This window comes from Pelomonas sp. Root405 (genome assembly GCF_001425165.1).
Classification (GTDB): Bacteria; Pseudomonadota; Gammaproteobacteria; order Burkholderiales; family Burkholderiaceae_C; genus Pelomonas.
This window is the reverse complement of the sequence record NZ_LMDU01000001.1, coordinates 1-24,715: the sequence shown is the minus strand read 5'-3', so window position 1 is coordinate 24,715 and position 24,715 is coordinate 1. Positions and strand designations below refer to the sequence as shown.

General features: G+C 68.5%; 26 protein-coding genes and 1 tRNA gene. 21 read left to right on the top strand and 6 right to left on the bottom strand.

What is annotated here, in order from left to right:
* The first annotated feature begins 40 nt into the window (after positions 1–40).
* Positions 41–1,600, top strand: coding sequence for a tryptophan halogenase family protein (locus ASC81_RS00130; protein ID WP_056261122.1), 1,560 nt, complete (start codon positions 41–43; stop codon positions 1,598–1,600).
* A gap of 1 nt (position 1,601) precedes the next feature.
* Here the strand turns inward: ASC81_RS00130 and ASC81_RS00125 are convergent, their stop codons facing one another.
* Positions 1,602–2,093, bottom strand: coding sequence for a glutathione peroxidase (locus ASC81_RS00125; RefSeq protein ID WP_056261119.1), 492 nt, complete (start codon positions 2,091–2,093; stop codon positions 1,602–1,604).
* 157 nt (positions 2,094–2,250) lie between these two features.
* Here ASC81_RS00125 and ASC81_RS00120 point away from each other — a divergent pair, with 157 nt between their 5' ends.
* Complete coding sequence (locus ASC81_RS00120) at positions 2,251–3,213, top strand: hypothetical protein (protein WP_056261117.1); 963 nt, start codon at positions 2,251–2,253, stop codon at positions 3,211–3,213.
* A 32-nt stretch (positions 3,214–3,245) separates the two neighbouring features.
* Here the strand turns inward: ASC81_RS00120 and lplT are convergent, their stop codons facing one another.
* Complete coding sequence (gene lplT, locus ASC81_RS00115) at positions 3,246–4,535, bottom strand: lysophospholipid transporter LplT (RefSeq protein ID WP_056261114.1); 1,290 nt, start codon at positions 4,533–4,535, stop codon at positions 3,246–3,248.
* A gap of 116 nt (positions 4,536–4,651) precedes the next feature.
* Here lplT and alr point away from each other — a divergent pair, with 116 nt between their 5' ends.
* Positions 4,652–5,764 (top strand): alanine racemase, encoded by a 1,113-nt coding sequence (gene alr, locus ASC81_RS00110; protein WP_056261112.1) that lies wholly within the window; start codon positions 4,652–4,654, stop codon positions 5,762–5,764.
* Positions 5,757–6,164: an alternative ribosome rescue aminoacyl-tRNA hydrolase ArfB gene (gene arfB, locus ASC81_RS00105; RefSeq protein WP_056261109.1), complete on the top strand. Its 408-nt coding sequence runs from the start codon at positions 5,757–5,759 to the stop codon at positions 6,162–6,164. The genes alr and arfB overlap by 8 nt, the downstream gene beginning before the upstream one ends.
* Here the strand turns inward: arfB and ASC81_RS00100 are convergent.
* Both ASC81_RS00100 and ASC81_RS00095 read right to left on the bottom strand, forming a co-directional pair.
* Positions 6,133–7,044, bottom strand: a complete 912-nt coding sequence (locus ASC81_RS00100; protein ID WP_056261108.1) for a DMT family transporter — start codon at positions 7,042–7,044, stop codon at positions 6,133–6,135. The two genes, arfB and ASC81_RS00100, sit on opposite strands and share 32 nt — an antisense overlap.
* Positions 7,044–7,673: a LysE family transporter gene (locus ASC81_RS00095; RefSeq protein ID WP_056261105.1), complete on the bottom strand. Its 630-nt coding sequence runs from the start codon at positions 7,671–7,673 to the stop codon at positions 7,044–7,046. Before ASC81_RS00095 ends, ASC81_RS00100 begins: the two co-directional genes overlap by 1 nt.
* A gap of 114 nt (positions 7,674–7,787) precedes the next feature.
* On the opposite strand from ASC81_RS00095, the gene ASC81_RS00090 reads away from it, so the two are divergent.
* The 7 genes from ASC81_RS00090 (at position 7,788) to ASC81_RS00060 (ending at position 12,485) form a co-directional block, all read left to right on the top strand.
* Positions 7,788–8,486: a hypothetical protein gene (locus ASC81_RS00090; protein WP_156391597.1), complete on the top strand. Its 699-nt coding sequence runs from the start codon at positions 7,788–7,790 to the stop codon at positions 8,484–8,486.
* Positions 8,487–8,499: 13 nt separating this feature from the next.
* Positions 8,500–9,864 (top strand): DNA repair protein RadA, encoded by a 1,365-nt coding sequence (gene radA / locus ASC81_RS00085; protein ID WP_056261100.1) that lies wholly within the window; start codon positions 8,500–8,502, stop codon positions 9,862–9,864.
* A 92-nt stretch (positions 9,865–9,956) separates the two neighbouring features.
* Positions 9,957–10,388 carry a hypothetical protein gene (locus ASC81_RS00080; protein WP_056261098.1) on the top strand — a complete coding sequence of 144 codons (432 nt, stop codon included), beginning with the start codon at positions 9,957–9,959 and terminating at the stop codon, positions 10,386–10,388.
* A gap of 170 nt (positions 10,389–10,558) precedes the next feature.
* Positions 10,559–10,906 (top strand): antibiotic biosynthesis monooxygenase, encoded by a 348-nt coding sequence (locus ASC81_RS00075; RefSeq protein WP_056261095.1) that lies wholly within the window; start codon positions 10,559–10,561, stop codon positions 10,904–10,906.
* The gene (locus tag ASC81_RS00070) at positions 10,903–11,289 is read left to right on the top strand and encodes a hypothetical protein (RefSeq protein ID WP_056261093.1); all 387 of its coding nucleotides are present in this window, start codon (positions 10,903–10,905) and stop codon (positions 11,287–11,289) included. The genes ASC81_RS00075 and ASC81_RS00070 overlap by 4 nt, the downstream gene beginning before the upstream one ends.
* Positions 11,290–11,326: 37 nt before the next feature.
* Positions 11,327–12,259, top strand: a complete 933-nt coding sequence (locus ASC81_RS00065) for a branched-chain amino acid transaminase (RefSeq protein WP_056261091.1) — start codon at positions 11,327–11,329, stop codon at positions 12,257–12,259.
* A 10-nt stretch (positions 12,260–12,269) separates the two neighbouring features.
* On the top strand, positions 12,270–12,485 hold the full coding sequence (locus ASC81_RS00060) for a zinc-finger domain-containing protein (protein ID WP_056261089.1): 216 nt from the start codon (positions 12,270–12,272) through the stop codon (positions 12,483–12,485).
* 18 nt (positions 12,486–12,503) lie between these two features.
* Here the strand turns inward: ASC81_RS00060 and ASC81_RS00055 are convergent, their stop codons facing one another.
* Positions 12,504–14,474: a hypothetical protein gene (locus ASC81_RS00055; protein ID WP_056261088.1), complete on the bottom strand. Its 1,971-nt coding sequence runs from the start codon at positions 14,472–14,474 to the stop codon at positions 12,504–12,506.
* A 91-nt stretch (positions 14,475–14,565) separates the two neighbouring features.
* Here ASC81_RS00055 and ASC81_RS00050 point away from each other — a divergent pair, with 91 nt between their 5' ends.
* The 7 genes from ASC81_RS00050 (at position 14,566) to ASC81_RS00020 (ending at position 22,018) form a co-directional block, all read left to right on the top strand.
* Positions 14,566–15,021, top strand: coding sequence for a nuclear transport factor 2 family protein (locus ASC81_RS00050; protein WP_056261085.1), 456 nt, complete (start codon positions 14,566–14,568; stop codon positions 15,019–15,021).
* 8 nt (positions 15,022–15,029) lie between these two features.
* Complete coding sequence (locus ASC81_RS00045) at positions 15,030–15,995, top strand: YheT family hydrolase (RefSeq protein WP_056261083.1); 966 nt, start codon at positions 15,030–15,032, stop codon at positions 15,993–15,995.
* 25 nt (positions 15,996–16,020) lie between these two features.
* Complete coding sequence (locus ASC81_RS00040; RefSeq protein WP_056261081.1) at positions 16,021–16,542, top strand: DUF2946 family protein; 522 nt, start codon at positions 16,021–16,023, stop codon at positions 16,540–16,542.
* Positions 16,543–16,672: 130 nt separating this feature from the next.
* On the top strand, positions 16,673–17,605 hold the full coding sequence (locus tag ASC81_RS00035; RefSeq protein ID WP_056261079.1) for a cohesin domain-containing protein: 933 nt from the start codon (positions 16,673–16,675) through the stop codon (positions 17,603–17,605).
* 21 nt (positions 17,606–17,626) lie between these two features.
* A complete protein-coding gene (locus ASC81_RS00030) occupies positions 17,627–19,153 on the top strand; it encodes an alpha/beta hydrolase (protein WP_156391595.1) in 1,527 nt (508 codons plus the stop codon).
* Between the two features lie 7 nt (positions 19,154–19,160).
* On the top strand, positions 19,161–20,876 hold the full coding sequence (locus ASC81_RS00025) for a hypothetical protein (protein WP_056261072.1): 1,716 nt from the start codon (positions 19,161–19,163) through the stop codon (positions 20,874–20,876).
* Positions 20,846–22,018, top strand: a complete 1,173-nt coding sequence (locus ASC81_RS00020) for a hypothetical protein (protein ID WP_056261070.1) — start codon at positions 20,846–20,848, stop codon at positions 22,016–22,018. Before ASC81_RS00025 ends, ASC81_RS00020 begins: the two co-directional genes overlap by 31 nt.
* 58 nt (positions 22,019–22,076) lie before the next feature.
* Here the strand turns inward: ASC81_RS00020 and ASC81_RS00015 are convergent, their stop codons facing one another.
* Positions 22,077–22,616, bottom strand: a complete 540-nt coding sequence (locus tag ASC81_RS00015; protein WP_056261067.1) for a cytochrome c5 family protein — start codon at positions 22,614–22,616, stop codon at positions 22,077–22,079.
* Between the two features lie 135 nt (positions 22,617–22,751).
* Here ASC81_RS00015 and ASC81_RS00010 point away from each other — a divergent pair.
* The 3 genes from ASC81_RS00010 to ASC81_RS27620 all read left to right on the top strand — a co-directional run bounded on the left by ASC81_RS00010 (position 22,752) and on the right by ASC81_RS27620 (position 24,360).
* Positions 22,752–22,827: transfer RNA gene (locus tag ASC81_RS00010), tRNA-Arg, on the top strand.
* A gap of 364 nt (positions 22,828–23,191) precedes the next feature.
* Positions 23,192–23,368: a hypothetical protein gene (locus tag ASC81_RS26795; protein ID WP_156391593.1), complete on the top strand. Its 177-nt coding sequence runs from the start codon at positions 23,192–23,194 to the stop codon at positions 23,366–23,368.
* An 851-nt stretch (positions 23,369–24,219) separates the two neighbouring features.
* Positions 24,220–24,360: a hypothetical protein gene (locus ASC81_RS27620; protein WP_235533520.1), complete on the top strand. Its 141-nt coding sequence runs from the start codon at positions 24,220–24,222 to the stop codon at positions 24,358–24,360.
* Positions 24,361–24,715: the final 355 nt, after the last annotated feature.

The following is a 24,715-nucleotide window of genomic DNA, read 5'->3' as shown; positions in this document are numbered from 1 at the left end:
ACGCAGCTTCAAGCGCGCCTGGTTTTGCCGGAGTAGTCCCGTGTCCGATATCCAATCCATCGTCATCGTCGGCGGCGGCACCGCCGGCTGGCTGGCGGCCTGCTATCTGCAGCGCACGCTCGACGCCGTCAGCCAACGCGCCCTGCCCATCACGCTGATCGAGCCCTCGCAGGTCAGCAGCATCGGCGCCGACATGGCCACCGTGCCGACGTTGCGCAACACCATGCAGGCCTTGGGTCTGCCGGAGAGCACGCTGTTCACGGCGGCGGATGCGACGTTGACCAACGGCATTCGCTTCAAGGGCTGGCACCGCGGTGGCGACGCGGCTCACGGCGATGCCTACGACCACCCCTTCGACATGCCGTTGCCCTTCAGCGGTTTTGCCGCCACAGCGCACTGGCTCAACCTGATGCAACGCGGCCTGACGCGCCAGCCCATGGCCGAAGCCTGCACCGTGCAGACGGCGCTGTTCGACGGCCACCGCTCGCCCAAGTTGATGGACTCGCCGGACTACCAGGCGCCGGTCAGCTACGGCTATCAGCTTGACGCCGTCAAGCTGGCCATGCTGCTGCAGCAGACGGCGCAGCAGCGCGGCGTCAAGCATGTTCGCGGCCAGGTGGTGCGGGTGCACCGGGGCGACAGCGGCATCGAGTCGGTCGAGCTGGCCGACGGCAGCCGCCATGCGGCCAGCTTCTTCATCGACTGCTCGGGTTCGCAGTCGCTGCTGCTGCAGCAGGGTCTGGGCGTGCCATGGATGTCGTATGCCGACGACCTGCCCTGCGACCGCGTCGCCACGATGCCGCTGGCCTATGCCGAGCCGCACGAGGCGCTGCGCAGCTACACGACCGCCACGGCGCAGGCCGCCGGCTGGACCTGGGAGATGGACCTGCAAAGCCGCCGCGGCACCGGTCATGTCTATGCGTCACGCTTTTGCAGCGACGACGAGGCCGTGCACATGCTTCAGGCCCTCAGCGGGGGCCAGCGGCCACTGGCCGAGCCGCGCCTGCAGCGCTTGCGCATCGGCCATGCGGCGCGCGCCTGGGAGGCGAACTGCCTGGCGCTTGGCACGGCGGCCGGCTGCATCGAGCCCCTGCAGTCGACCAGCCTGTATCTTGTCGAATGGATGCTGCAGCTCTTTGTCGACCATGTGGCGCCCAGTGGCAACAGTGACGGCTGCCGTGGGCGCGTCAACCGCGTCTTCAACGACCTGTACGAAGAGCTGCGCGATTTCATCGTGGCGCACTACGCGCTGTCGCAGCGCCGGGACACGCCGTTCTGGCGCGTCTGCACCGAGGAGGCGACGCTGCCGCCGCGGCTGGCGGAGCTGCTGGCGCTGTGGGACAGCAAGGTGCCGACGCCGACCGACCTGGACCGGCGGCTGTCACTGTTCGGCGTGGCGAACTGGTCCTATCTGCTGGCCGGCCTGCATCGCCTGCCCAGCGGCGGCATCGGCCTGGCGGCCCATATCGCGCCGGAGATCAGCCTGCAGGCCATGGCGCATGTGCGCGGCATCCGCCAACAGGCGTCGCAGCAGTCGCCGACGATGCGCGACTACCTGCGGAGCCTGGCCGCGGCAGCCCAGCCGGCCTGCGCCCACTGAGTCATTTCGCGGTCAGCGCCGCTTCGATGTCGCTGCGCATCTTTTCAGGCGGGTCATTGGGCGCGTAGCGCTTGATGACCTGGCCGTCGCGCCCGATCAGGAACTTGGTGAAGTTCCACTTGATCGCCTCGGTGCCGAGGAAGCCGGGCTTCTCGCTCTTGAGGAACTTCCACAGCGGGTGGGCCTCGCTGCCGTTGACCTTGGTCTTGGCCATCATGGGGAAGCTGACCCCGTAGTTCATCTCGCAAAAGCTGGCGATCTGGTCGTTGTCGCCCGGGTCCTGGCCGCCGAATTCGTTGCTCGGGAAGCCGAGGATGACGAGCCCCTTGGGGCCGTAGTCCTGCCAGAGCTGCTCCAGCCCCTTGAACTGCGGCGTGAAGCCGCATTCACTGGCGGTATTGACGATGAGCATCACCTTGCCGCGCTGCGAGGCCAGGTCGGCCGGCTCGCCACGGATGGAGACGGCCTGGAAGTCGAAGACGCTCTCACTCATGTTGGCCTCCCTAGAAGACTGGTCGCATGCTAACCGTGGCAGCCCCGAGGGTTTGTAGCATGGCGGCCGGCGCGCGGCTGGCCTTCCAATCGCGCGAACTCAGGGCAGCGCCCCCGGCGCACCGCCTGGTCAGTAACTTCGGACTCCACCCACGTTCATGGATCACCTGGCTTGCTTCACCCCGGCCGATCTGGCCGGACGCACACCGCCCGACCTGGGCGCCTATCGCTGGAAGCTGCTCGCCCAGGGGGACTCCTGGTTCTCGAACGCCCGGGCCAAGCTCAACGCCCACGCCAATCTGCTGCAGGAACTCGTGTTCGCGGCCAAGACGGCGGCCGTCAACTGCGCCGGCACGGGCAATGCGCTGTCGCACATGGTGGACCTGGAGTCCAGCCCCGAGTTCGTGCGCCTGCTGACCGGGCCGGACGCGCCGACCTGGGACGGCGTGTTGCTGTCCGTCGGTGGCAATGACCTGATCGCGGCCGCGCGCACGCCGGCGATGAACTGGAATGGCGAGCCCATTCCGCTGGAGCTGCGCCTGTTGCGCCGCCAGACCGAATGGGGCCCGCCGTCCGCCGGCGTCGCCCGCTATTTCTCGGAGCCCGGCTGGGCCACCTATGCCGAATACCTGCGCGCCAACGTCAAGCACCTGTTGAGCCTGCGCGACCAGGGACCGTCGGCCGGCAAGCCCGTCTTCATGCACTGCTACGCCGTGCCCATGCCGCGCCCGGCGGCCGCCGAGGGCGGCGATGACCTGGGCGCCGGCGGCCCGTGGCTCTACCCGGCGCTGAAGGCCTATGGCGTCCCGGCAGCCGACTGGGCGGCCGTCAGCCGGCTGATGGTCTTCCACCTGGCGCAGTTGCTCAAGAGCATGGCGGCGGACAAGCAGGCCTTCCCGTTCCTGTTCGTCTTCGACTCGACCGCCGTGCCGCTGGCGCTGGCGGCACCGGGCTCGACCGGCATCAGCGGTGACTGGCACAACGAGATCCATCTCAACCACAGCGGCTGCTTCAAGATCGCGCGCGCCTGGAGCGAGCACATTGAGATGGTGCTGGAAGGCAAGCACCTGATTCCCGTGCCCACGGGCCGCAAGGGCCGCGGCTCAAGCAGCAACGCCTGACCCGGAGCCGCAGCATGGCCGTAGCCGGCCGGCTACCGGTCCTGCGGCAGGTGGTCGGTGCGGGCAATGTCGAGCAGGTGCTCGACCTCTTCCTTGTGGTTGACCAGGTTGCGCTGGTGCCAGCGCCGGATCCACCACATCGTGCCGGCCACCACGACACCGAAGATGGTGATGGCGCCGAAGGCCGACAGGCCGAAGCGTGTCATGGCCGTGTAGAAGGCGCCGAGCCCCAGGATGCAGGCCTGCTCGTTGAAGTTCTGCACCGCGATGCTGCGGCCGGCGCCCATCAGGTTGTGGCCGCGGTGCTGCAGCAAGGCATTCATGGGCACGACCAAGTAGCCGCCGATGCCGCCCAGCAGGATCAGGAAGGGCGCGGCCACCCAGACATTGCTGATGAAGTTCATGAAGATGACCAGCAGGCCCATCGCGATGCCGAGCGGGATGACCGCCGTGGCGCGGTCCAGGCGGCAGTACATCGACGCGACGACCGCACCCACCGCCGTGCCGATGGCGACGACGCCGACCAGCGAGGACGCCTGCGTCGTGCCATAGCCCAGCGCCGCCGCAGCCCAGGCCAGCACGATGTAGCGCAGGTTGCCGCTGACGCCCCAGAACAGCGTCGTCGTGGCCAGCGAGATCTGGCCCAGCTTGTCCTGCCAGAGCCGGCTGTTGCACGACGAGAAGTCACGCACCAGCCCGGTGACGCTGTGCGCCAAGGGCTGCAATGGCGCCGAAGTGCGCGGAATGCGCAGATTGAACAGCGCCGCCAGCACATACAGGCCGACGAGGCTGGCGATGGCCGCCTCGGGGCCGGTGTCGATGCCGGTGTCCAGCAAGGGCAGATCAAAGCCCAGCAGCAGGGGAGCGATGCGGTCGCCGATCAACTGGCCGCCAAGCAGCACGCCCAGGATGATGGAGGCGATGGTCAGGCCTTCGATCCAGCCATTGGCCTTCACCAGCTGTGACGGCGGCAGCAACTCGGTCAGGATGCCGTACTTGGCCGGCGAGTAGGCAGCGGCGCCGAGGCCGACGATGGCATAGGCCATCAACGGGTGGGCACCGAACAGCATCATCAGGCAGCCCACCACCTTGATGCTGTTCGAGAAGAACATCACCTTGCCCTTGGGCACGGCGTCGGCGAAGGCACCGACGAAGGGCGCGAGCACCACATAGAAGAGCGCGAACATCGGGACCAGCGCCGCGCGCTGCCACTCGGCAGAGCCCGACGACCGCAGCAACTCGACAGCGGCGACGAAGAGCGCGTTGTCAGCCAGCGAGCTGAAGAACTGCGCCGACATGATGGTGTAGAAACCGCGTTTCATCGGGCGAGGCGCAATCCTGACTATCTTCTGGAAGCCGGCGAACGGAGACGGCGCGGGTTTATAGCACGCCCCAAATTGGTCCCGACGCCCCTGGACGGCCGGGCCAAAATGCCCAAATGCCACGTCCCATTGAAGCCCTGATCCATACCGCCGCCCTGGCGCACAACCTCGGCCGCGCCCGCAGCCAGGCACCCAATGCCCGAGTCTGGGCCGTCGTCAAGGCCAATGCCTATGGTCATGGCATCGAACGGGCATTCGAAGGCCTGCGGGCGGCCGATGGCTTCGCCCTGCTGGACCTGGACGAGGCGCAGCGGCTGCGCGCGCTGGATTGGCGCGGCCCCATCCTGCTGTTGGAAGGCGTTTTCGAGCCGCGCGACCTGGAGCTGTGCTCGCGCCTGAAGCTGTGGCACACGGTGCATTGCGAGCAGCAGATCGACTGGCTGGCCATGCACAAGACGCACGAGCCGCACCGCGTGTTCCTCAAATTGAACTCCGGCATGAACCGGCTCGGCTTTCCACCGGCCGCCTTCCGCGCAGCTTATGCGCGGCTGGAGGCCCTGCCCCAGGTCGACGAGATCGGCCTGATGACCCACTTCTCCGACGCCGACGCGATGCGCCAGGGCGTGGACGGCATCGCCCACCAGCTCGCCGCCTTCGAATCCGCCGCCGACGGCCTGGCCGGCGAGCGCACCATCGCCAACAGCGCCGCCACGCTGCGCCACGCCACGCGCACGGCGGGCGACTGGGTGCGCGCCGGCATCATGGTCTACGGCGGCGTGCCGGACTTCCCCGAGCACGACGCCGCCCACTGGGACCTGCGGCCGGCGATGACGCTGCGCTCCAAGGTCATCGGCGTGCAGCAGCTGCAGCCGGGCGACACGGTCGGCTATGGGAGCGCCTACCGCGCCGAGCAGGCCACGCGCGTGGGCATCGTGGCCTGCGGCTATGCCGACGGCTACCCGCGCCACGCACCGACGGGCACGCCGGTGCTGGTTGACGGCCAGAGGACGCGCACGCTGGGCCGGGTGTCCATGGACATGCTGGCGGTGGACCTGACCGCCCTGCCGGCCAGCGGCTTTGGCAGTGAGGCGACGCTGTGGGGCGAGGGGCCTGTGGTTGGGGGCAACGGGTCGCGCCTGCCCATCGACGAGGTGGCCCGGTCGGCGGGCACCATCGGCTATGAGCTGATGTGCGCGATCGCAACGCGCGTGCCAGTCCGCAGTGCCTGAGCTGAACTGGTCTCCGCGCCCCGGCGAATTGGACTTCGACGCCATCCGCGCCAGCGGCCCGGGCGGCCAGAACGTCAACAAGGTCAGCAACGCCGTCCACCTGCGCTTCGACATCCGCGCCTCCAGCCTGCCGGACGCCGTCAAGGCGCGGCTGCTGAACTGGGCGGACCAGCGCATCACGTCGGACGGCGTCGTCGTCATCAAGGCGCAGGATTCGCGCAGCCTGGAGCGCAACCGGGCCGACGCCGTCGCGCGCCTGATTGAGCTGGTGCAGGCCGCCGCCCATGTCCCCAAGGCGCGGCGGGCGACCAAGCCGACCTATGGCTCCAAACAGCGGCGGCTGGACGGCAAGGCCAAACGCAGCGGCATCAAGGCCGGGCGACGTTCGCCGGCCGAGTAGCGACGCACAGGCTGACCAGGCAAAGCGCCATGCCGGCCACGGCCAGCGGTGTCACCTGCCAGCCCTCCAGCGCAGCCGACACGATCAGCGCGATGACGGGCACCAGCACGCCCACCAGTGCGGCCTGCGCCGGCCCCTTGCGTTCGGCCAGCTTGAAATACAGCGTGAAGGCGATGACGGAGCCGAAGGCGGCCAAGTAGACGAGGCTGGCGACGTAGCTCCACGCGAAGTCGAACGGCAGGCCACGCCCGGTCGCCAAGGACAGCGCAAACAGGAACGCGGCGCCATAACCCATGCTCCAGGCCAGCACCGGCACCAGCGGCAGGCCGCGGCGCGTCAGCACCAGCGTGAAGAAGCCGCCGACGACTGCGACGACAACGGCGAAAAAGCTCAACCCCAGACCCAGCACGGCATCAGGCCGCGCACCGGCGGATGCGAGTTCCGGCCAGAAGATCAGCGCGACGCCCAGCACCGCGCCGCTGGACGCGACGAGAAAGCGCCGGCTGACCGGCTGGCGCCACAGGAACCAGGCCACCAGCGCGTTCATGAACACCATCAGGCAGAACAGCACGGCGACCAGACCGCTGGGCACGAAGCGTTCGGCTTCATAGACCGCCCAGTAGTTGCCGGCATATTGGATGACACCCGTGCCCAGCGCATAGCCGTGCGCATAGCGCGGCAGCTTCAGTGACACGCCCTGCCACTTGGCGAGCGCGGCCAGCAGCAGCGCCGACAGCGCAAAGCGCCAACCCACCGAGGTCAGCACGGGCACCGACGACGCCAGTTGGTACAGGATGACGTGCCAGGTGCTGGCCCAGATCAGCACCGGCGCCAGGAAGAGCAACCAGGTGGGCAGGCGGCCGGATCGGTCCTGCGCCATCAGGCCGTGCGCTTGAACGTGGCCAGCAACGCGCCCGCCGCGACGAAGAGGCTGCCGAACACCCGGTTGAGCGTCTTGATGTGGCTCTCGCTTTTCAGTGCTGCCAGCACGCGCGCGGCCAGGGCCGTGTAGCCGGCCATGACGACGAGGTCGGTGAAGGCCAGCGTCGCGCCGATGATGAGGTACTGCGGAGCCAGCGCGGCCTTCAAGTCGAGAAATTGCGGCACGACGGCCAGCAGGAAGACCGTGCCCTTGGGGTTGACGGCATTGATGCCCCAGCCGCGCAGCACCAGCTGGCGACGCGTGGCCTGAATGGCACCGCCATCGGCTGCCACCATCGGTTTGGCCGGTGCGCGCCACTGCTGCACGCCCAGATAGATCAGGTAGGCCACGCCGGCCCATTTGACGATGGCAAAGCCCAACGACGACGTGGCGATCAGCGCGCCCAGGCCGGCGCCGACGAGGATGACCTGCGTCACGATGCCGAGGATGAGGCCGAAGGTCATGAAATAGCCGCGCTTGAAGCCATGGCTCAGCCCCGCGCTCATCGCCGCGATGGCGCCCGCACCGGGGGACAAGCTGATGGCCCAGGACGCTGCGAAGAACGCCAACCAGACTGAGAAATCCATGACGGGCTCCGCCGAAAACTGCTGGGGCGCGAGTGTCCCATGCAGCTCCGCGTTGCTGCCAGCGCGGGCTTTATTCACCGCGCCACATCGCCCGGCAGCACCAGAATCGCCGCCATGCGCCGCGATGACACGCCCTCAGTCGAACGACAGATTCTCAGCACCCGCCGCTGGCTGCAGACGCACCGCTGGCTGCGTCTGCACGTGGGGCTGATCGCGCTGTGCTGCCTGGGCTGCCTGTGGCTCAGCGGTGCGCTGCTGCGCGCCGCAGGGGTGGACGCGCTGTCTCTGCGCTTCGGCCTGAGTCTCGTCATCAGCTACGGCGTCTACCTGGGCCTGCTGCGGCTGTGGGCCGCCTACTTGCTCAGCCGTGAGGACGCGGACTTGGGCGATGCGGCCGAGATCGGGTTCGACGCCGCGGATGCAGGCGCCCGCCTGGGCGGCCGTGCGCTGCGCTCGCTGGATCTGCCGGACCTGGACGAAGGCGCCCTGGTGCTGCTGCCGATCGCTGCGCTGATCGCCATGGCCCTCATGCTGGCTGCGCTGCTCGGCACCGGTGTGACGCTGCTATTCGGCGTGGAGGTGCTGATGGCGGTGTCGGTGGAAGTCGCGCTGGCCGCCTTCGCTGCCGGCCTGGCCTGGCGGCACCAGCGCCAGTTCGAGCGCGGCGGCTGGCTGCGCTGCGCACTGCGGCACACCTGGACCGGCGCGCTAGCGCTGCTGCTGGCCGGCGTGGGCCTGGGCGCGGCGCTGGACCGCTGGATGCCCCAGGCCGAGTCGCTGCCCCATGCCGCCAGGATCTGGCGCACGCCCTGACGACAATGGCTGCATGGCCACCCAAAAAAGCATCTACACCTGCACCGAGTGCGGCGGCACCAATGCCAAATGGCTGGGCAAATGCCCTCACTGCGGCGCCTGGAACACGCTGACCGAGGGCACCGCCGAACCCACGGGCGGCGTCAAGAACCGCTACCAGTCGCTGGCCAAGAGCCAGCCCGTGGCCACGCTGTCTGAGATCGAGGCCAGCGACTTCGAGCGCACCCCCACCGGCCAGGAGGAACTGGACCGCGTGCTGGGCGGCGGCATCGTGGCCGGCGGCGTGGTGCTGATCGGTGGCGACCCGGGCATCGGCAAGTCGACGCTGCTGTTGCAGGCGGTGGAGTCGCTGAGCCAGACCGTCAAGGTGCTCTACGTGACCGGCGAGGAAAGCGGCGCGCAGGTGGCGATGCGCTCGCGCCGGCTCGGGCTGTCGGTCACCAAGGTGCGCGTGCTGGCCGAGATCAGCCTGGAGCGCATCCTCGCGACCATCGAGGTCGAGGAGCCCGACTTCTGCGTCATCGACTCCATTCAGACCCTGTACTCCGAGCAACTGTCGTCCGCGCCCGGCTCGGTCGCCCAGGTGCGCGAGTGCGCGGCCCAGCTGACGCGCACGGCCAAGGCGCGCGGCTGCGCCATCGTGCTGGTCGGCCACGTGACCAAGGAAGGCGCACTGGCGGGCCCGCGCGTGCTGGAGCACATCGTCGACACGGTGCTGTACTTCGAGGGCGACACGCACAGCAGCTTCCGCCTCGTGCGCGCCATCAAGAACCGCTTCGGCGCCGTCAACGAGATTGGCGTGTTCGCGATGACGGAGAAGGGGCTCAAGGGCGTGACCAACCCGAGCGCCATCTTTTTGTCGACGCATGCCGAGCCGGTGCCAGGCAGCTGTGTGCTCGTCACGCTGGAAGGCACGCGGCCGCTGCTGGTGGAACTGCAGGCGCTGGTGGACAGCGGCGGCATCAGTCCGCGGCGGCTGTCAGTCGGCCTGGACCGCGACCGGCTGGCGATGCTGCTGGCCGTGCTGCACCGGCATGCCGGCGTGGCGACGGGCGACCAGGATGTGTTCGTCAACGCGGTGGGCGGCGTGCGCATCAGCGAGCCCGCGGCCGACCTGGCGGTACTGCTGGCGATTCAAAGCAGCCTGCGCGGCCGGGCGCTGCCCAAGGGCTTCATCGCGTTCGGCGAGATCGGCCTGGCCGGCGAGGTCCGCCCCGCGCCGCGCGGGCAGGAGCGCTTGAAGGAGGCGGCCAAGCTGGGCTTCAGCGTAGCCGTGGTGCCCAAGGCCAATGCGCCGAAGAAGGCCATCGAGGGGCTCACGATCCATGCCGTCGAACGCGTCGAGCAGGCCATCGAGGTGTTGCGTGGTCTGGCCTGAGCAAGACCCGGGACTGCGACAACAGGTTTCCATGGTGCACGCCGCGCCAAAGTCTGCTTAGGATCGGGGCCTCGTCCCGGAGGAACCCTTTCATGTCCGATCCAGCCAATCTCAGGCAGCACGCACGCACCGACTTTCTGGCCGCACAGCACGATGCCGACTCCCTGCCAGGCTGGGTCTTCAAGCCGGTGCAGTTCAGCCAGGGGCCGGCCGGCCTCGTGCTGAACATGAGCGACGGCGGCCTGCAGGTGCTGACCAGCGCCGCCGAACCGCTGACCGAGTCGAAGTACGAGGTCGTGCTGCTGCTGGGCCGCGCCGACGTGGACTCGGACGACGAGCAGGTGTCGTGGTTCAACGGCGTCGTCGAGCGCAAATGGTCGCGCCCGGTGCCACGCATGGGCATCCTGCACGGCATGTGCTTCACCGCCCGCAACTCGACGGCCGAGCAGTTCCTGACGAGCCACAACGCGGCGCTGGAGTCGGGCCAATGGGTTCGCTGCGTGCTGCTGAAAGTGCCGACCTGAGGCCCCTCGCCCAGTCTCGCGCTGCTGGACGCAGGCGAGCCTGATCGGTCCCCCGGGGGACGGCGATGCTCGCGGCATCGAGCCGCGATGCACATCGCCCAAGGCGGGCCGGCTTGAGAGCGGCCCGGCGCTCGGCCCGCAACCCCGACTCCGTGGCAGGATGCGCGCCCATGAGCGCCCTGCCCGAGCCCCCTTACTACGCCGTCATCTTCACCAGCCAGCGCACGCACGTAGACGCGGACTATGGCGGCATGGCCGACCGCATGGTCGCGCTGGCCGCTGAGCAGCCGGGCTACATCGGCGTCGAGAGCGCGCGCGGCGACGACGGCCTCGGCATCACGGTGTCCTACTGGCGCACCCCCGAGGACATTGCCGCCTGGCGCCGCAACGCCGAGCACAAGATCGCGCGCGACACCGGGCGCAGCGACTGGTACCAGCACTACACCTTGCGTGTCGCCAAGGTGGAGCGCGCCTATGCCTGGGCACGCACGGACGGCAACAAGGACCCCCAATCATGAATCCATGGATCGGCGTCGGGTTGGCGCTCGCCGCCCTGGTGCTCGGCGGCGCGCTGCTGGGCTGGCAGGGCGTCATCTTCGCGATGACAGGCATCGTCTTCTGGCTGCTGTTGCAGATGTCGCGGCTGATGCGGGTCATGAAGGTGGCCGGCGCGGCGCCGATGGGCTCGGTGGGCAATGCGGTGATGCTCAACAGCAAGTTGCATGTCGGCATGAAACTGGTGGACCTGATCCGGCTGGCCGGAAGCCTGGGGGTCAAGCAGGCCCCCGAGACCTTTGTCTGGCGCGACCCCGGCGGCGACACGGTGGAAGTCAAGCTGGTGAAAGGCAAGCTCGCCGAGTGGCGGCTGCTGCGCGCCGGGGAAACTGCGGGCTCTTCGTAAAATCGCCGGCTTTCACCCTGCACGCATTGGAGTAACGATGGTTCCCGCCCCCCTGCACGACCGCGACGGCAAGATCTGGATGGACGGCGAACTCGTCGACTGGCGCGACGCCAAGATCCACGTGCTGACCCACACCCTGCACTACGGCTGCGGCGCCTTCGAGGGCGTGCGCGCCTATGACACGGTCAACGGCACGGCTATCTTCCGGCTGCAGGAGCACACCCAGCGTCTGTTCAACAGCGGCAAGATCCTGCGCATGAAAATCCCGTTCTCGCAGGAGCAGGTGAACGAAGCGACGCGCGAGGTGGTCAAGGCCAACGGCCTGAAGAGCGCCTACATCCGCCCGCTGATCTGGATCGGCTCCGAGAAGCTGGGCGTCAGCCCCAAGGGCAACCAGGTACACCTGATGGTGGCCGCCTGGAGCTGGGGCGCCTACCTGGGCGAGGAAGGCCTGAAGCGCGGCATCCGCGTCAAGACCAGCTCCTACACCCGCCACCACGTCAACATCACGATGACGCAGGCCAAGACGGTGTCCAACTACACCAACTCCATCCTGGCCAACATGGAAGCCACCGACGACGGCTACGACGAGGCCCTGCTGCTGGACGCCTCTGGCTTCGTCAGTGAAGGCGCGGGCGAGAACCTCTTCGTCATCAAGGGCGGCGTCGTCTACACGCCCGACCTGTCGGCCGGTGCGCTCAACGGCATCACGCGCAACACCATCTTCTCGATCTGCCAGGACCTGGGCCTGAAGCTGGTCGAGAAACGCATCACGCGTGACGAGGTCTATATCTGCGACGAGGCCTTCTTCACCGGCACCGCCGCCGAAGTGACACCCATCCGCGAGCTGGACCGCATCGAGATCGGAGCCGGCTCGCGCGGCCCCATCACCGAGAAGATCCAGTCGGCCTTCTTCGACATCGTCAACGGCCGCAACGCCAAGTACGCCGAATGGCTGACCGCCGTCTGAAAGCACAAACATGAGCACGACCCAGACCCCCGCCGCCACCGTCGAAGTGACTGCCAAGGATTGCCAGGACAACGGCAGCGTCTTTTGCCCCAACCCCAAGATGCCGCTGTGGAGTTCACACCCGCGCGTCTTCATCGACCTGACCCACGGCGGCCAGGGCCAGTGTCCTTACTGCGGCACGGCCTACAAGCTCAAGGCCGGCGAAGTGCTCCACGCCGGTCACTGAAGCGCCACTAACGCGAGACTAACGCGCCAGTTCGGCGGCGCGGTTGTTCCTCGCGCCACGGCGTTGCGCGTCCAGGTCGGCCTCCAGCGCGCGTTCGGTGGCCGTCAGCGGCCGCACCATGCCAACAGCCAGCGCGCCCTGGTCGAGGTTCTGTCCCCAGGTCAGACCGGCGCGCAGCGGCAGCGGCGGCGCCAGACCGTTGGTGAAGCCGGCCGGCAGCCAGGGCATGGTCTCTGCCAGCACCAGCGCCGCGCGCGGCTTGATGGCCGCGTCACCCACGCGGCCGCGCTGGCCCCAGGTGACGGTCTGGTCGGCGCTGGCGCCGCTGAGGAACTGCGGCACCACCGCCACGTCACGCAGCACGCCGTGGCGCAGCTGCATCAGCGCCTCCTCGGCCAGCATGGCGGCATCCTCGCGCGGCACGGTCTGGCCGACGGGCATGGAATAGCTGTAGTCGTCGGTCACGCGGTCGGCGCTGAAGAAGCGCGCGATGTCGGCCGGCTGGTAGCCGCGCTGCGTCGCCGTGGACGCCACACCGAAGAACTGCACGCGACCGAGGTCGACCATCTCCTGCGAGTAGAACGGCAGCTGCGCGCGCAGTTGTTCAGACCCAGTGTTTGGGGGTATGGCCTCGTAGACGCGCAGGTTTGTATTGAGCAGCAGGTGGACGCGCGGCGGCAGGAAGTCGTTGGCGTGAATCAGCTCGTGGTACAGCAGTCGGCCCAACGCCGGGATCAGTGCGGCACTGTCGCGTGATGCGCGTTCCAGCACGGGGCTGCGCCCGCCGACCGATTGGTTGCCCTGCACATAACGCCACAGCATGGTGTAGGCCAGATCGCTGCCGTAATCGCTGCGCGGGTCGGGCGCTTCGCTGACGCTATCGCGCTCGACGGCCGTCTGCCAGATCGTGTCCGCGTCCAGGTAGATGGCGCCGGTGGCGCTCCAGTAGAAAGCCGGCCGCACCCGGCCGCCGATGACGATGGCCGTGGTGGCGTTGAGCAGGCGGCGGAAGTCGCCCCTGGTGTCCTGCTCGCGCAGGAAGGTCTCGAAGCGCTGGCCCATCCAGTCGTTGGACACCAGCACGCGCGCCATCACCTGCTCCACGCTCGGCAGCTCGCCGCGCGTCTCGGCGCCCAACAGCGGCAGCCGCCCCAGCGTGCAGAGCGTGGCCGTGGTCAGCGCCGGCGTGTAGATGCACTCGCGGAGCGCTGCAGCATGCGGGCCGCCTGCCACGTAGGGATAGACGCGCGAGGACAGGTTGCCCGCGCCGAACAGCGGCGACGCCGCTGCCGCGGGCGGGGGCTGCACGAGCAGGCTGAACTCCTGGCTGACGCTGCGCCCGTCGGCCAGCGTCGCCTCGGCGCGCAGGCGCAGCAGGCTGTCCTCAGTGACCGCAGGGGCCGTGAAGATCACGCGCCATTGGGTGGCGTCGCCCAGGTTCACGTCGGGGCCGTCGACGCGGCGCCAGCGCACCTGCGCCAGCAGGTAGTCGGCCGGGGCCAGGCCATCGACCCAGGCCCGCAGCGAGGTCTGGCCACCGGCCCATACCGACGGCTCGCCGCGTATCACCATGGCCGTGGCGTCGGGCGCGGTCGCGCTCAGCTCGGCCTGGCCGCTGTGGCTGGCGCCCCGGGCGTCGGTGAAGTCCACGCTGAAGGCATAACGGCCGGCCGCAGCCGGCGCGACGCTGAGCGCCTGCGAGCGCGCCGACGCGGGCAGCAGCGCCGCACCATCGGTCTGGCGCCATTGCACCGTCTCCAGCCGCGACCCGGCGCAGGCCAACAGGGCCAGTTCCTGGTTGCGGCCCGCGCTGGCAACGGCCGGCAGCGCCAGGCGCGCCACGGAGCCGCTGAGGCATTGCGTGCCGAGAGGCGGCACCGTGACCGGGCCGGGCGGCGGGGTTGGCACGGCATCACCGCCACCTCCGCCACCGCAGGCAGCCACCAACAGGGAAATCGACAGGGAAGCGATGGTTTTCAGCAGCGGCATGGGGACGGCATCTGGCAGTGATCTGCAGCGATCTGGCCGGCGCAATGTAGCGCTCGCCCGCACCGGCCAGCCGACTTCCTACAATCGCGCCATGCCCCGCTCAGCCGCCCAGACCGCCGCCCTGCTCGCCTCGCCCGACGACACCGAGGCCCAGTTCTATGAGGCCCTGCAGCACGCCGACCTCGACCACCTGATGGCCTTGTGGGCCGATGACGAGGAGATCGCCTGTGTGCACCCGGGCGGTCCGCGCATCGTCGGCATGACGGCCATCCGCGCCGCCTTCGAGGCGGTGTTCCAGCGCGGCAATGTCAACGTGCACCCCGAGCGGGTGCGGCGCCTGCACAGCGGCGACTGCGCCATCCACCATGTGCTGGAGCGCGTGCAACTGCACGGCAAGGACCAGCCCACCGCGCCAACCTCCTGGGTCATCGCCACCAACGTCTATCTGAAGACGGCGCTTGGCTGGCGCCTGGTGCTGCATCACGCCAGCCCGGGCAACGCAGGCGATATCCAGGAACTGGTGGCAGACGCCGGCACGCTCCACTAGGCGGCGGCGTGCAGTACCGCGCCCCGCGCTGGCTGCCTGGCGGCCACGCCCAGACCATCTGGCCCGCCCTCTTCAGCCGCCAGCATGACGGCATCGCGCCGAACTGGACGCGCGAGCGCTGGGACACGCCGGACGGCGACTTCATCGACGTCGACTTCCTGGCGGATGCGCCTGCCGATGCGCCGATGCTGGTGTTGTTCCACGGGTTGGAAGGCGACCGCACCAGTCACTCCAGCGTGGCGTTCGCGAGCGTCGCCCGCGCGCGCGGCTGGGCCATGGCGCTGCCGCATTTCCGCGGCTGTTCGGGGGAGCTGAACCGCGGCCCGCGGGCCTATCACTCGGGCGACTACGAGGAAGTCGGCTGGATCCTCCAGCGCCTGCGCGAACGCCATGGCCGGCCCCTGCTCGTCGCCGGCGTGTCGCTGGGCGGCAATGCGCTGATGCGCTGGGCCGAGGAGGCCGGCCACAACGCCGCGCAACTGGCCATCGCCGTCTGCTCGATCTGCTCACCCATCGACTTGGCCGCGGCGGGCGCGGCCATCGACCGCGGCTTCAACCGGCAGGTCTATGCCCGCCGCTTCCTGCGCACCATGATCCCCAAGGCGCTGCGCAAGCTGCAGCAGCACCCCGGCCTGTTCGACGGCGAAGGGCTCAGGCGTGCGACGACGATCTACGAGTTCGACAACCTCTTCACCGCACCGCTGCACGGCTTCAGGAACACCGAGGACTACTGGACCCGCGCGGCTGCCAAGCCGCATCTGCACCGCATCCGCATCCCGGCCCTGGTGCTGAACGCGCGCAACGACCCTTTCGTGCCCGGCCACAGCCTGCCGCATGCCGCTGAAGTGGGCGCTTATGTGACACTCTGGCAGCCGGGTCACGGCGGCCATGTCGGCTTCCCCGCCGGCCGCCTGCCGGGCCATCTGCTCACCATGCCCGAGCAGGTTTGCGACTGGCTCTGCAAGCAACGCTGAAGGAGGTCGCCCATGGAGCTCATCGATGGATGACATTGTTCAGGCGGCCCTGAAGAAGTGGCCCAACGTCCCCCACTGCTATGGCTGGCTGGCGCTGGATGCGCGCGGCGACTGGTACATGCGCGACGAACGCATCCAGCAGGCCGGTGCGTTCCCTCAGGTCAAGGGCAGCCGCATCAACCACGACAAGCTGCGTGCCTTCATCGAGCGCAACTACGCGGCCGATGACGCCGGCTGCTGGTTCTTCCAGAACGGCCCGCAGCGCGTCTACGTCGAGCTGGAATGCACACCGTGGATCTGGCGCCTGCAGCCCGATGGCCACGTGCTGAGCCACACCGGTCTGGCAGCCACCGTCGCGTCGAGCTGGCTCGACGAGCAGGGCCGCCTCTATCTGCAGACCGATCTCGGATTCGGCCTGGTGCACACGGCCGATATGGGACCGGCGGCGGATGCCGTCGAGCAAGGGCGCTGGACGCCCATGGAACTGCCGTCGGCTGACATGCCGCAGCGCTTCGGCTTCGAGCGCCGTCCCCAAGCTTCAAAATGAGATGACCCCCTGACTCGGGGGTTAGCACCGAGCTAGGGATGGCTGGCGAAACAGCCGGGCCGGGATGATGCATTTCGATACGAGCAAGGCCTGACCCCAGGCCGCCCACCAGCTATTCCGGGAGGAGCCCATGCGGCTGATCAGTCTTCGTCGCGCCGTCGTTTGTGCGGTGCTGGGTTGGGTGGGTGCCGTGTCGGCCGCAACCGTCAACCTGTCGTCGTCCGCGAGTCATGTGACGGTCGGCTCCAGCGTCACGCTGAGCTTTGCCGTCGCAGGCCTGCACCAGGGCGGCATCGGTTCGCTCGCCGGCTTCGATCTCGACCTGCGCTACGACAACAGCCTGCTGCAGTTCCAGAGCTTTGGCTTCATCGATGCCGGCAGCGCCAGCAACATGCTCGACCTGCCCGAGCCTGCCGGCCTGGGCTTCATCGGCGATGCGACGGCCGCCAGCGGCGTTGTCGACGCCTTCGGTCTCTCGGGCAATTCGACCGCCGTGCTCGACGCGCAGCAGGCTGACGCCTTCGACTTCCTGACCCTCACCTTCATCGCGCTGCAGGCCAGCTCGGGTACTGACTTCGTCGTCGATCTGGCCGACCCGCTGCTGCAGTTCGTCGATGGCACCGGCCTGCCGATCAACCTCAGTTTCATCAGCGCCCGCGCCGCGCTCGTCATCGACCCCCAGGGCGGCGGCGGCAACACCGTCCCCGAGCCGGCGGCACTGGCGCTTGCGCTGGTCGCACTGCTCGGCGCCGTCTGGGCACGCTGGCAATCGATGCGCGCGGGCCGCGCCGCACTGGCGGTGAGCCTCGCGCTGGCGGCCCCGCTGGCCAGTCACGCCCAGACTCAGGCGGCAGCCAAGGCGGCCGAGCCCACGCCCATCGACGTGCGCGTCATCGAGGTCGCCGGCACACGCGCCAAGGTGCGCGCCGACGACGGCCGCGAGTACTGGGTCACCGTCGGCCCCGCGCTGACGGCCGACAAGGTCGGCCAGCGCCTGCGCGGCCAGGCACTGCCACGCGGCGATGCCATCAAAGTGAACGCGCCGACCTTCTCGGCGAACTGACACCTCCACCGGAGACACCCCATGAAGCCTAGCCCACAGGCGCTTGCTGCCTGGCTGCTGGGGGCTTGCGTCTGCGCGAGCCATGCCCAGACCTCGTCGCCCTTCCCACCGCCCAGCGAGGACATGGGCAAATACGTGAAGAACAGTGGCGGTGGCCTGGACACCGGCTGCACCTATCGCAGCGGCGGGCCGCTCGTCGTGCAGCTGAAGGTGCCGGCACCGGTCAACGACAGCATGCTCGACGCCGATGGCCGAATCCAGTCGGGCAAGCTCGCCAAGCTGATTGCCGACAAGGTCATTGGCCCGCGGGTCAAGGTCTCCTTCCCGGTCTACGACATCGACGACAAGGCCGTCACCGACGGTACCTACCAGCCCGAGGTGGACCGCCTGTCCTGGAACGGCGAGTTCATCCAGACCCTCTCCGGCTTCAACAACACCTGGGTGAACGACAGCTTCGAGATCGACATCGCCAAGGTGAAGTTTGCCGGCCGCGACGTCGCGCAAGGCGCGCTGAACGAGTTCAAGGTCGACATCGACACCGCCAACACCGACGAGTACTGGTGCATGAGCATCGACTGGGTGGGCGTCGAGTTCCAGGCCGCCTATCCGTTCGTGCTGGCCCACGGCATCGCGGCCAACCGCGACACCTGGCTGAACGCCGACGCCCCCGGCGTGATTGCCGAGATGGACAAGGCCGGCGTGCTGTACGAACGCTTCTCCACCGCCAACCCCAACGGCGCGGTGGCCGACAACGCCGTCGGCCTCAAGTCGCAGATCCAGGGCTACCTGGACACCTACAAGGCCAAGAAGGTCAACCTCATCGTCCACAGCAAGGGCGGCCTGGACAGCCAGGCGCTGGCCGCCATCAGTGCGCCGGCCTTCGAGGTGCTATCACTGGGCACGCTGTCCACGCCGCACCGCGGCTCGGTGGTGGCCGACCTCACGCTGCTGCAGCGCGCCGTCGCCAACATCTATACCAACAACGGCGCCGACCCCAACGGCTTCGCGCAGAGCTTCGTCAGCAGCACGGTGGCCGGCATGGCCAGCGGCTTTGGCGCCGGACCGCAGCCGCCCGGGCTGGTCGACCTGACGACGACGTCGGCCAACAACGCCATCGCGGCCGGCATCCGTGGCAACGTCGCCAACACCTACACCGTCGGCGCCGATGCCGGTCCGATGTGCGGCAGCGCGCCCACCAACGGCCAGATCGACCCGATGAACCCGATCAGCGGCGTGCCACTGATCGGCACCTACACCTACAACGCGCTGCGCCTGGCCTACCAGTCCATCTGCAGCTACGCGTCGGCCGTGCAACTCAACTTCGAGGTGCTGCCGACTTTCAACCCCGACGTTCCGCCGATCACCGTGCTGACCTATGCCACGGTGGCTGCGCCCGCGCCCAACCCCAACGACGTGGTGGTGGGCTTCACGAGCGCCAACCCCGGCTGGGGCACGCCGCTGGGCAACAACGCCAGCACCAATCACTCCACGGTCAAGAACGCGGGCAATGTCCGCAAGATCCTGGACAAGGCAATCCCGCTGCGCTGAGGCCGACATGAGCAAGACCATCCGCCCCCACCGCGCCGCCGGCCGCTTCGCCCGCCTGCTGCCACTGGCCACCGCGGCCTTGCTGGCCACGCTGCCCGCCGTCATGCCCGCCCAGGCCCAGCAAGGTCAGGCCGCCGTCGGCCTGCCGGTCACGCAGGCCTCACCCATCGTCAGCGGCCAGACCTCGGCCAGCTTCAAGCTGCCGGTGTCAGCGCTGGCCAGCATGCGCCTGCAGGTGACCGTGCCCGTGCCCGGCGTCACGCTCACTGTGCTGAACCCGCAAGGCCAGACCGTGTTCGCGCCCGGCGACCCCAACGTCGGCTTCCTGGACGGCGCCGCGCTGACGCCGCCCCTGCCCGGCGGCCAGTTCCTGACGCCCGACATCGCCACGCCCGCCAACGGCGACTGGACGGTGCGCGCCGACTTCCCCGCCTCGCCCCATCCCACCGTCGCGCTGCTCACCACCTACGCCCAGTCCACGCTGCAGGTCGGCCTGGTGCTGAGCTCGAACGTCTACCGCGTCGGCAACCCCGTGCCGCTGGGCCTGCTGGTCGTCAACAACGGCCAGCCAGTCACCGGACTGACGCCCAGCATCAGCGTCAGCAAGGACGGCGGCCCACCGCTCGTGCTGAACGCGCGCGACTCGGGCCAGCCGGCCGACTACGACGGCCTTGCTGGCGACGGCATCTACAGCCAGGGCACCGTGTTCACCGACCCTGGCACCTATCAGCTGCTCGGCGAAGTCAGCATTCCCCAGCCTGGCGGCATGGCCCAGCGCAGCGCCCAGGCCATCGTCGAGATCGTGCCCGCCAACTACCAGCTCGGCAGCGTCAGCGGCTCGGTCACCAACGGCAGCGGCGGCTGCGTGGCCAACCTGCATGTCGACACGGCAGGCAGCGCCAGCCTGGCCGGCACCTATGCCACCGCCGCGACGCTGAAGAGTGCCAGCGGCAAGACGCTGGTCAAGCGCAGCAGCGCGGCCCTCGACGCGCCGGGCGCGGTCAACACCCGCATGAGTTTCAGCGCGGCCGAGATCCGCAGCCAATTCGGTGAAGGCGGCGTGTTCAGCGTCGACCCACTCGACGTGCTGTCCTTCATCGCCGGCCAGCCCTGGCTGGAGCTGCGCAAGGCCGCGGCCTTCAGCTTCCCCAGCATCGCGCTGAACCAGCTCTGCGCCGACCCCATCGAGATCAACAGCAGCGCCACGGTCGCCACTGGACTGCGTGGTCGGTTCATCGGCCAGCTCAGCTTCACGCTGCCGATCCGCGTCACCGCGGCCGGCAACTACCAGGTGTCGTTCAAGGTCATCGACAACAAGGGTGTCGAGGTCGGTCAGTTCGGCCTCAACCCCGCGCTTGCCGTCGGCGCGAACAATGTCAACGCCACTGTGCTGGCGGATCGTCTGCAGGTCAGTGACGGCCCCTTCACCATCGACTCGGTGCTGGTCGTCGGCAGCGGCAACCGCAGCGCGCAGGCCTCGCGCGTGCCGGTGTCGAGCAGCGATTTCTCGCGCTGGCAGTTCTTCCCCACCATCACCGGCGACCTCAGCGGTGACGGCGCGGTGGGCGCGGCGGACCGCGACATCGTCACCCAATCGCGCGGCCAGGTGCCACGCGTGCCGGGCGACCGCCGCGACCTCAACGGCGATGGCAAGATCGACCTCCTCGATGCCCGAGAAGCAGTCAATCGCCAATGCGCCGCAGGCAGCTGCCCCCGCAACTGACACCGCAGCCGCGGCACTGGCTGGCTGTGTTCGCCACGGCCGCGACTTTCAGCGCGGCAGCGGCCGACATCGCCACGGTCGCTCCGCCCGAGCCGGCGCCCAGGCTGGTCCAGCAGGCGCTGACCGCCGGCGCCACGTCAAGCGTGGCGATTGAGGTCGGCGGCGATGGCAGCGGTCGCCTCGTCTTCAGCACGCTGCGCAGCAGCGTGGCGCTGAGCGCCATCGTGCTGGTCGACCCCCGCGGCACCGAAGTCTGGCGCCGCACGCCGGCCGAGCTGGGCGCTGTGCCCCGCGCGCAGACAGCGCAGCCCGCACTGGGCGAGGCCATTCCGTTGCCCGAGGTGCTGCGCCCCGTGCCCGGCCGATGGCAGCTGCGCCTGGAACGCAGCGCCCCCACCTCATCACCTGGCCAGCTGACGCTGAGCTATCGCGTGCTGCCGCGCTTTTCGCTCGCGATGTGGAGCGCGGGCGACAGCATCGCCGCCGGCCAGCCCCTGCTGCTGACGGTGCGCCCCACGGATATGGGACGCCCGGTGACGCAGCCCGCCACGCTGGCCGTGCGCGCGACGCCGCTGCAGCCGGCCGCTACCGCCGCCGAACTGCAGGCGCGCCAGGACCTGGCCGGCCCGACCGGCGCGCGCATCAGCACCGAGCCCGGCGCCTACTTCGCGCAATGGCGACCGCCGGCGGCCGGAGGCTATGAAATTCAAGCCGCCTGGCAACCGCCGGGTGCCGCCGCCCCGCTGCTCGTTGCGCGCCGTGTCCACGTCGGTGCGGCGCAAGCACAGCTCCGCTTCACGGGCCTGAAGGCCGAGGGCCTGCCGGCCTGTGTGCGCGAAGTCGTGTTGGGCTTCTCGGTGCAGCTCGACAGCGCCCCCGCGGCCGGTGCCGTCCACAGCCTGGCCGCCCGTTTGCGCGGCACGCAGGAGGCGCGTCAGGTCAGCGCCGCCGTCACACTGGACGGCCGCAGCACCGAGGTCGAACTGCGGCTGTCACGCAGCACATTGCAGGCGCTGGGTTGGCCTTTGCAACGCATCGAAGCCAGCCAGCTCAGCCGCTTCAAGCCCGACTTCAAGCTGCTGCAGACCGGCGACGCCGTCGACCTGGCGGCGCTGCTGCCGCCGGCCGCGCTCTGCCCCTGAGCGCCAGAAACGACAAGGGCTGCCGAAGCAGCCCTGTGCGGTCCAGCAAACGCCAGCGTTACTGGGCAGCCGACGCGGCCGGTGCGGCCATCTGCGGCTCGGCGAACTTGGCGCCACTGCTGTTGGTGACGTAGACGACAGCGCGGGCGATCTCGAAGTCGCTGAAGTCGCCGCCGCCCTGCGGGCCCATGCTGCCCTTGCCATTCAACGCGGAATGCACCAGAGCATCGAAACCAGTCTTGATGCGCGGGCCCCAGGCCGCGGCATCGCCGAGTTTGGGAGCGCCGGCAGCGCCGGTGGCGTGACAAGCCGCGCACTGCGCCTGGAAGACCTGCTCGCCGGTCTTCATCGTCGCGACGTCGTTGACGTCCTTGACCTCCACCTGGCCGACGCGCGCGATACGCGCGGCCACCGCCTGCGCATCGAAGGCCGCGGTGCCGGCCGCAGGCTTGGCAGCCGTGCTGACGTAATTGGCCAACATGATGATGACGATGATCGGCACCACGAAAGCGAACAGCACCGCCCAGGCGAGCTGCTTGGGCGTCTTGATCGGCCCCGTGTGGGCGTCGTCGTGGTCGTGATCGTGGCTGGCGCTCATGGATTCCTCTGGTCGACTCATCGTTCTGGCTCGCTCGTGCCGGCGCAGCGCGCGGCACGAAAAACCGGCGAATTATAGGCGGGCCAACCGAGCCACTCTGGCACCACACCCCTCGCTGCTAGAATGCGCGGCTTCGCGCCCGTAGCTCAATGGATAGAGTACTGCCCTCCGAAGGCAGGGGTTGTTGGTTCGATCCCAACCGGGCGCACCAGACACAAGCCATGCAAGTCATTGACATGCATGGCTTTTTGCATTTTTCGCCGCAAAAGGCGCCTATGGCGCCAAACTCATGTGGGCCAAAAGTGGGCCAAACCGCTTCCGGCAGAGATGCGGATCTCTGTGCATGCCGCAGTGTCCGGCGCGCGGCCATCAGACCGTCCGACGAGCCAGGCGATGAATCAGGAAACCAAGAAGGCTCACGCAGCGCGGTCAAGTACTGTCCCGGCCCGCTGTCAAGTTGACGTCGGCTCTGCAGCGGCTGGCAGCTGGGTTCCCGTGCACGAAGCCACCATCCAAGCGGGATACCTGCAGCGCCTGACGGACCGTGCGCGCTTCAACGAAGGGTGCCGCCAAACTTGGTCGCCAAGACCATCCAGCAGTTCTGTGACGGGCATGCCGAGCGCTACCTGCTCGCGTTTGCCTACGGCTATCTCGGCGACCACGACTTGCTGGCCAGAAGTACCTCCTGCTGGCCGCATTCAACCTCTTGGAGTGCGTCGGCCTTCGTCGGCGCGGTCACTGCGGACCGGTAGCGGCGCATCCGGGCTAGGTCAAGGTGGCGTGGCTGGACGCTCACGGAACATCGGCAACCAACACGCACCGTCCACGACGACGCAGAGCACTTGGCGCTGCACGATCCACCGTGCCAACATAGACGGCGGTTGGTTGCAGTACGCGCGCCACACTGCGACCAGAACCTCGGCCTCGATCATGCCGCCACCCTCGGACAGGGCCTGGCGCAGCCCAAGTAGGTGGACGCTGCGCTCTGCCTCTGGCGGTTTGTGCGTTACGACCTTGAAGCCAGGGCCTCTGCAATCGGCCGCAGCTTCGGATGACGCTGCAAGCAGCCTCTCAGAGGTGGTCAAGTGGATGGCCATCAAGGAGGCTCCAATGCCTGCGTCGTCGGCGACTGTGTCGAAGAGGGTTGTTTCACATGCGGTGTCCGCCTAAGAGCCGGGCCAGTCGGACCAGCCAACGGCTCATGAGGGTGGTGGCCACCACAGTCGGCAAGGGCGTCGGACGCCTCAGGCTCGACGAGGTCAATCGCCGGGCTGCTCGGGCGGGCAATGTGCGCTGGGAATGGGAATCGTGCCATCGCATGTCGGGGTCTCTAAGATGAGGCGCAGTGAATCAGCGCGTTAGGTGGATCCTCTTGTCGTACCGGCTCTCGCGCCTTACCCCTTGTGCCGAAGTCAGACTAGCTCGAAAGGCCGACAAGCGAGAGCTCGGACGCCTTCTCCATCCCCGGCGGTCGCCAGTTCAGGGATTCGGCGGCCGGCCTCGTACGTCCGAGACATTGGAGCCCTCCCATACGGTTTCCTGGTATCGGTTCGTCTGCCCTTTTCAACCGCATGTGTTGCGTCGACTGGTTGAGTCCGCCCCCATGACCGACCCCACCATCGCCGCTTGCCTGGTCGCGGGGAAGGTTCCTCTGATGTCATCGCCAACATCCGTACGCTGGTGTGATCTTTTCGAACGGGCGGAGCTTCTTAACACCGTAATTTTTCAGGCCTGGCAGGCGTAGCCCAGGGGGGACGCACGACTCCGAGTCGGGCGATGCTCTGGTTGGCCAGCAGAACCCCGGAGGGGGGCGGCGCGACCATCAGAAACATGATCGGAAAGGGGTGCGCAGCGTGGCTCTCAGCGACCCGCGTCAAGAGGCTCGGTTGCCCGACGTTTTCAGAGATTGCTGATCTTGCCCCTGCATAACCGGACACGGTCTATGCGCTGGTTGACGCGCTCCCGGTCTGGGTGACGCGCTGTTGATGTTGCCTGAACTCTCTGGGTGACCGCATCCGCAGGCTCGAGTGCGGATGCACGTTGGTGAAGTGCTCGAAGGCCGCGGGCAGCTGCGCCATCACCGTCTTGGCGTCGGCCAG

Coding starts and splice junctions, on each gene's coding strand:
- ASC81_RS00050 (WP_056261085.1), top strand. CDS start 14,566: ATGCCCCGCTCAGCCGCCCAGACCGCCGCCCTGCTCGCCTCGCCCGAC.
- ASC81_RS00015 (WP_056261067.1), bottom strand. CDS start 22,616: ATGAGCGCCAGCCACGATCACGACCACGACGACGCCCACACGGGGCCG.
- ASC81_RS27620 (WP_235533520.1), top strand. CDS start 24,220: ATGACCGACCCCACCATCGCCGCTTGCCTGGTCGCGGGGAAGGTTCCT.
- ASC81_RS00095 (WP_056261105.1), bottom strand. CDS start 7,673: ATGGATTTCTCAGTCTGGTTGGCGTTCTTCGCAGCGTCCTGGGCCATC.
- ASC81_RS00020 (WP_056261070.1), top strand. CDS start 20,846: ATGCGCCGCAGGCAGCTGCCCCCGCAACTGACACCGCAGCCGCGGCAC.
- ASC81_RS00035 (WP_056261079.1), top strand. CDS start 16,673: ATGCGGCTGATCAGTCTTCGTCGCGCCGTCGTTTGTGCGGTGCTGGGT.
- ASC81_RS00075 (WP_056261095.1), top strand. CDS start 10,559: ATGAGCGCCCTGCCCGAGCCCCCTTACTACGCCGTCATCTTCACCAGC.
- alr (WP_056261112.1), top strand. CDS start 4,652: ATGCCACGTCCCATTGAAGCCCTGATCCATACCGCCGCCCTGGCGCAC.
- ASC81_RS00055 (WP_056261088.1), bottom strand. CDS start 14,474: ATGCCGCTGCTGAAAACCATCGCTTCCCTGTCGATTTCCCTGTTGGTG.
- ASC81_RS00120 (WP_056261117.1), top strand. CDS start 2,251: ATGGATCACCTGGCTTGCTTCACCCCGGCCGATCTGGCCGGACGCACA.
- ASC81_RS00100 (WP_056261108.1), bottom strand. CDS start 7,044: ATGGCGCAGGACCGATCCGGCCGCCTGCCCACCTGGTTGCTCTTCCTG.
- ASC81_RS00080 (WP_056261098.1), top strand. CDS start 9,957: ATGTCCGATCCAGCCAATCTCAGGCAGCACGCACGCACCGACTTTCTG.
- ASC81_RS00090 (WP_156391597.1), top strand. CDS start 7,788: ATGCGCCGCGATGACACGCCCTCAGTCGAACGACAGATTCTCAGCACC.
- radA (WP_056261100.1), top strand. CDS start 8,500: ATGGCCACCCAAAAAAGCATCTACACCTGCACCGAGTGCGGCGGCACC.
- ASC81_RS00070 (WP_056261093.1), top strand. CDS start 10,903: ATGAATCCATGGATCGGCGTCGGGTTGGCGCTCGCCGCCCTGGTGCTC.
- ASC81_RS00125 (WP_056261119.1), bottom strand. CDS start 2,093: ATGAGTGAGAGCGTCTTCGACTTCCAGGCCGTCTCCATCCGTGGCGAG.
- lplT (WP_056261114.1), bottom strand. CDS start 4,535: ATGAAACGCGGTTTCTACACCATCATGTCGGCGCAGTTCTTCAGCTCG.
- ASC81_RS00030 (WP_156391595.1), top strand. CDS start 17,627: ATGAAGCCTAGCCCACAGGCGCTTGCTGCCTGGCTGCTGGGGGCTTGC.
- ASC81_RS00065 (WP_056261091.1), top strand. CDS start 11,327: ATGGTTCCCGCCCCCCTGCACGACCGCGACGGCAAGATCTGGATGGAC.
- ASC81_RS00060 (WP_056261089.1), top strand. CDS start 12,270: ATGAGCACGACCCAGACCCCCGCCGCCACCGTCGAAGTGACTGCCAAG.
- ASC81_RS00025 (WP_056261072.1), top strand. CDS start 19,161: ATGAGCAAGACCATCCGCCCCCACCGCGCCGCCGGCCGCTTCGCCCGC.
- ASC81_RS00040 (WP_056261081.1), top strand. CDS start 16,021: ATGGATGACATTGTTCAGGCGGCCCTGAAGAAGTGGCCCAACGTCCCC.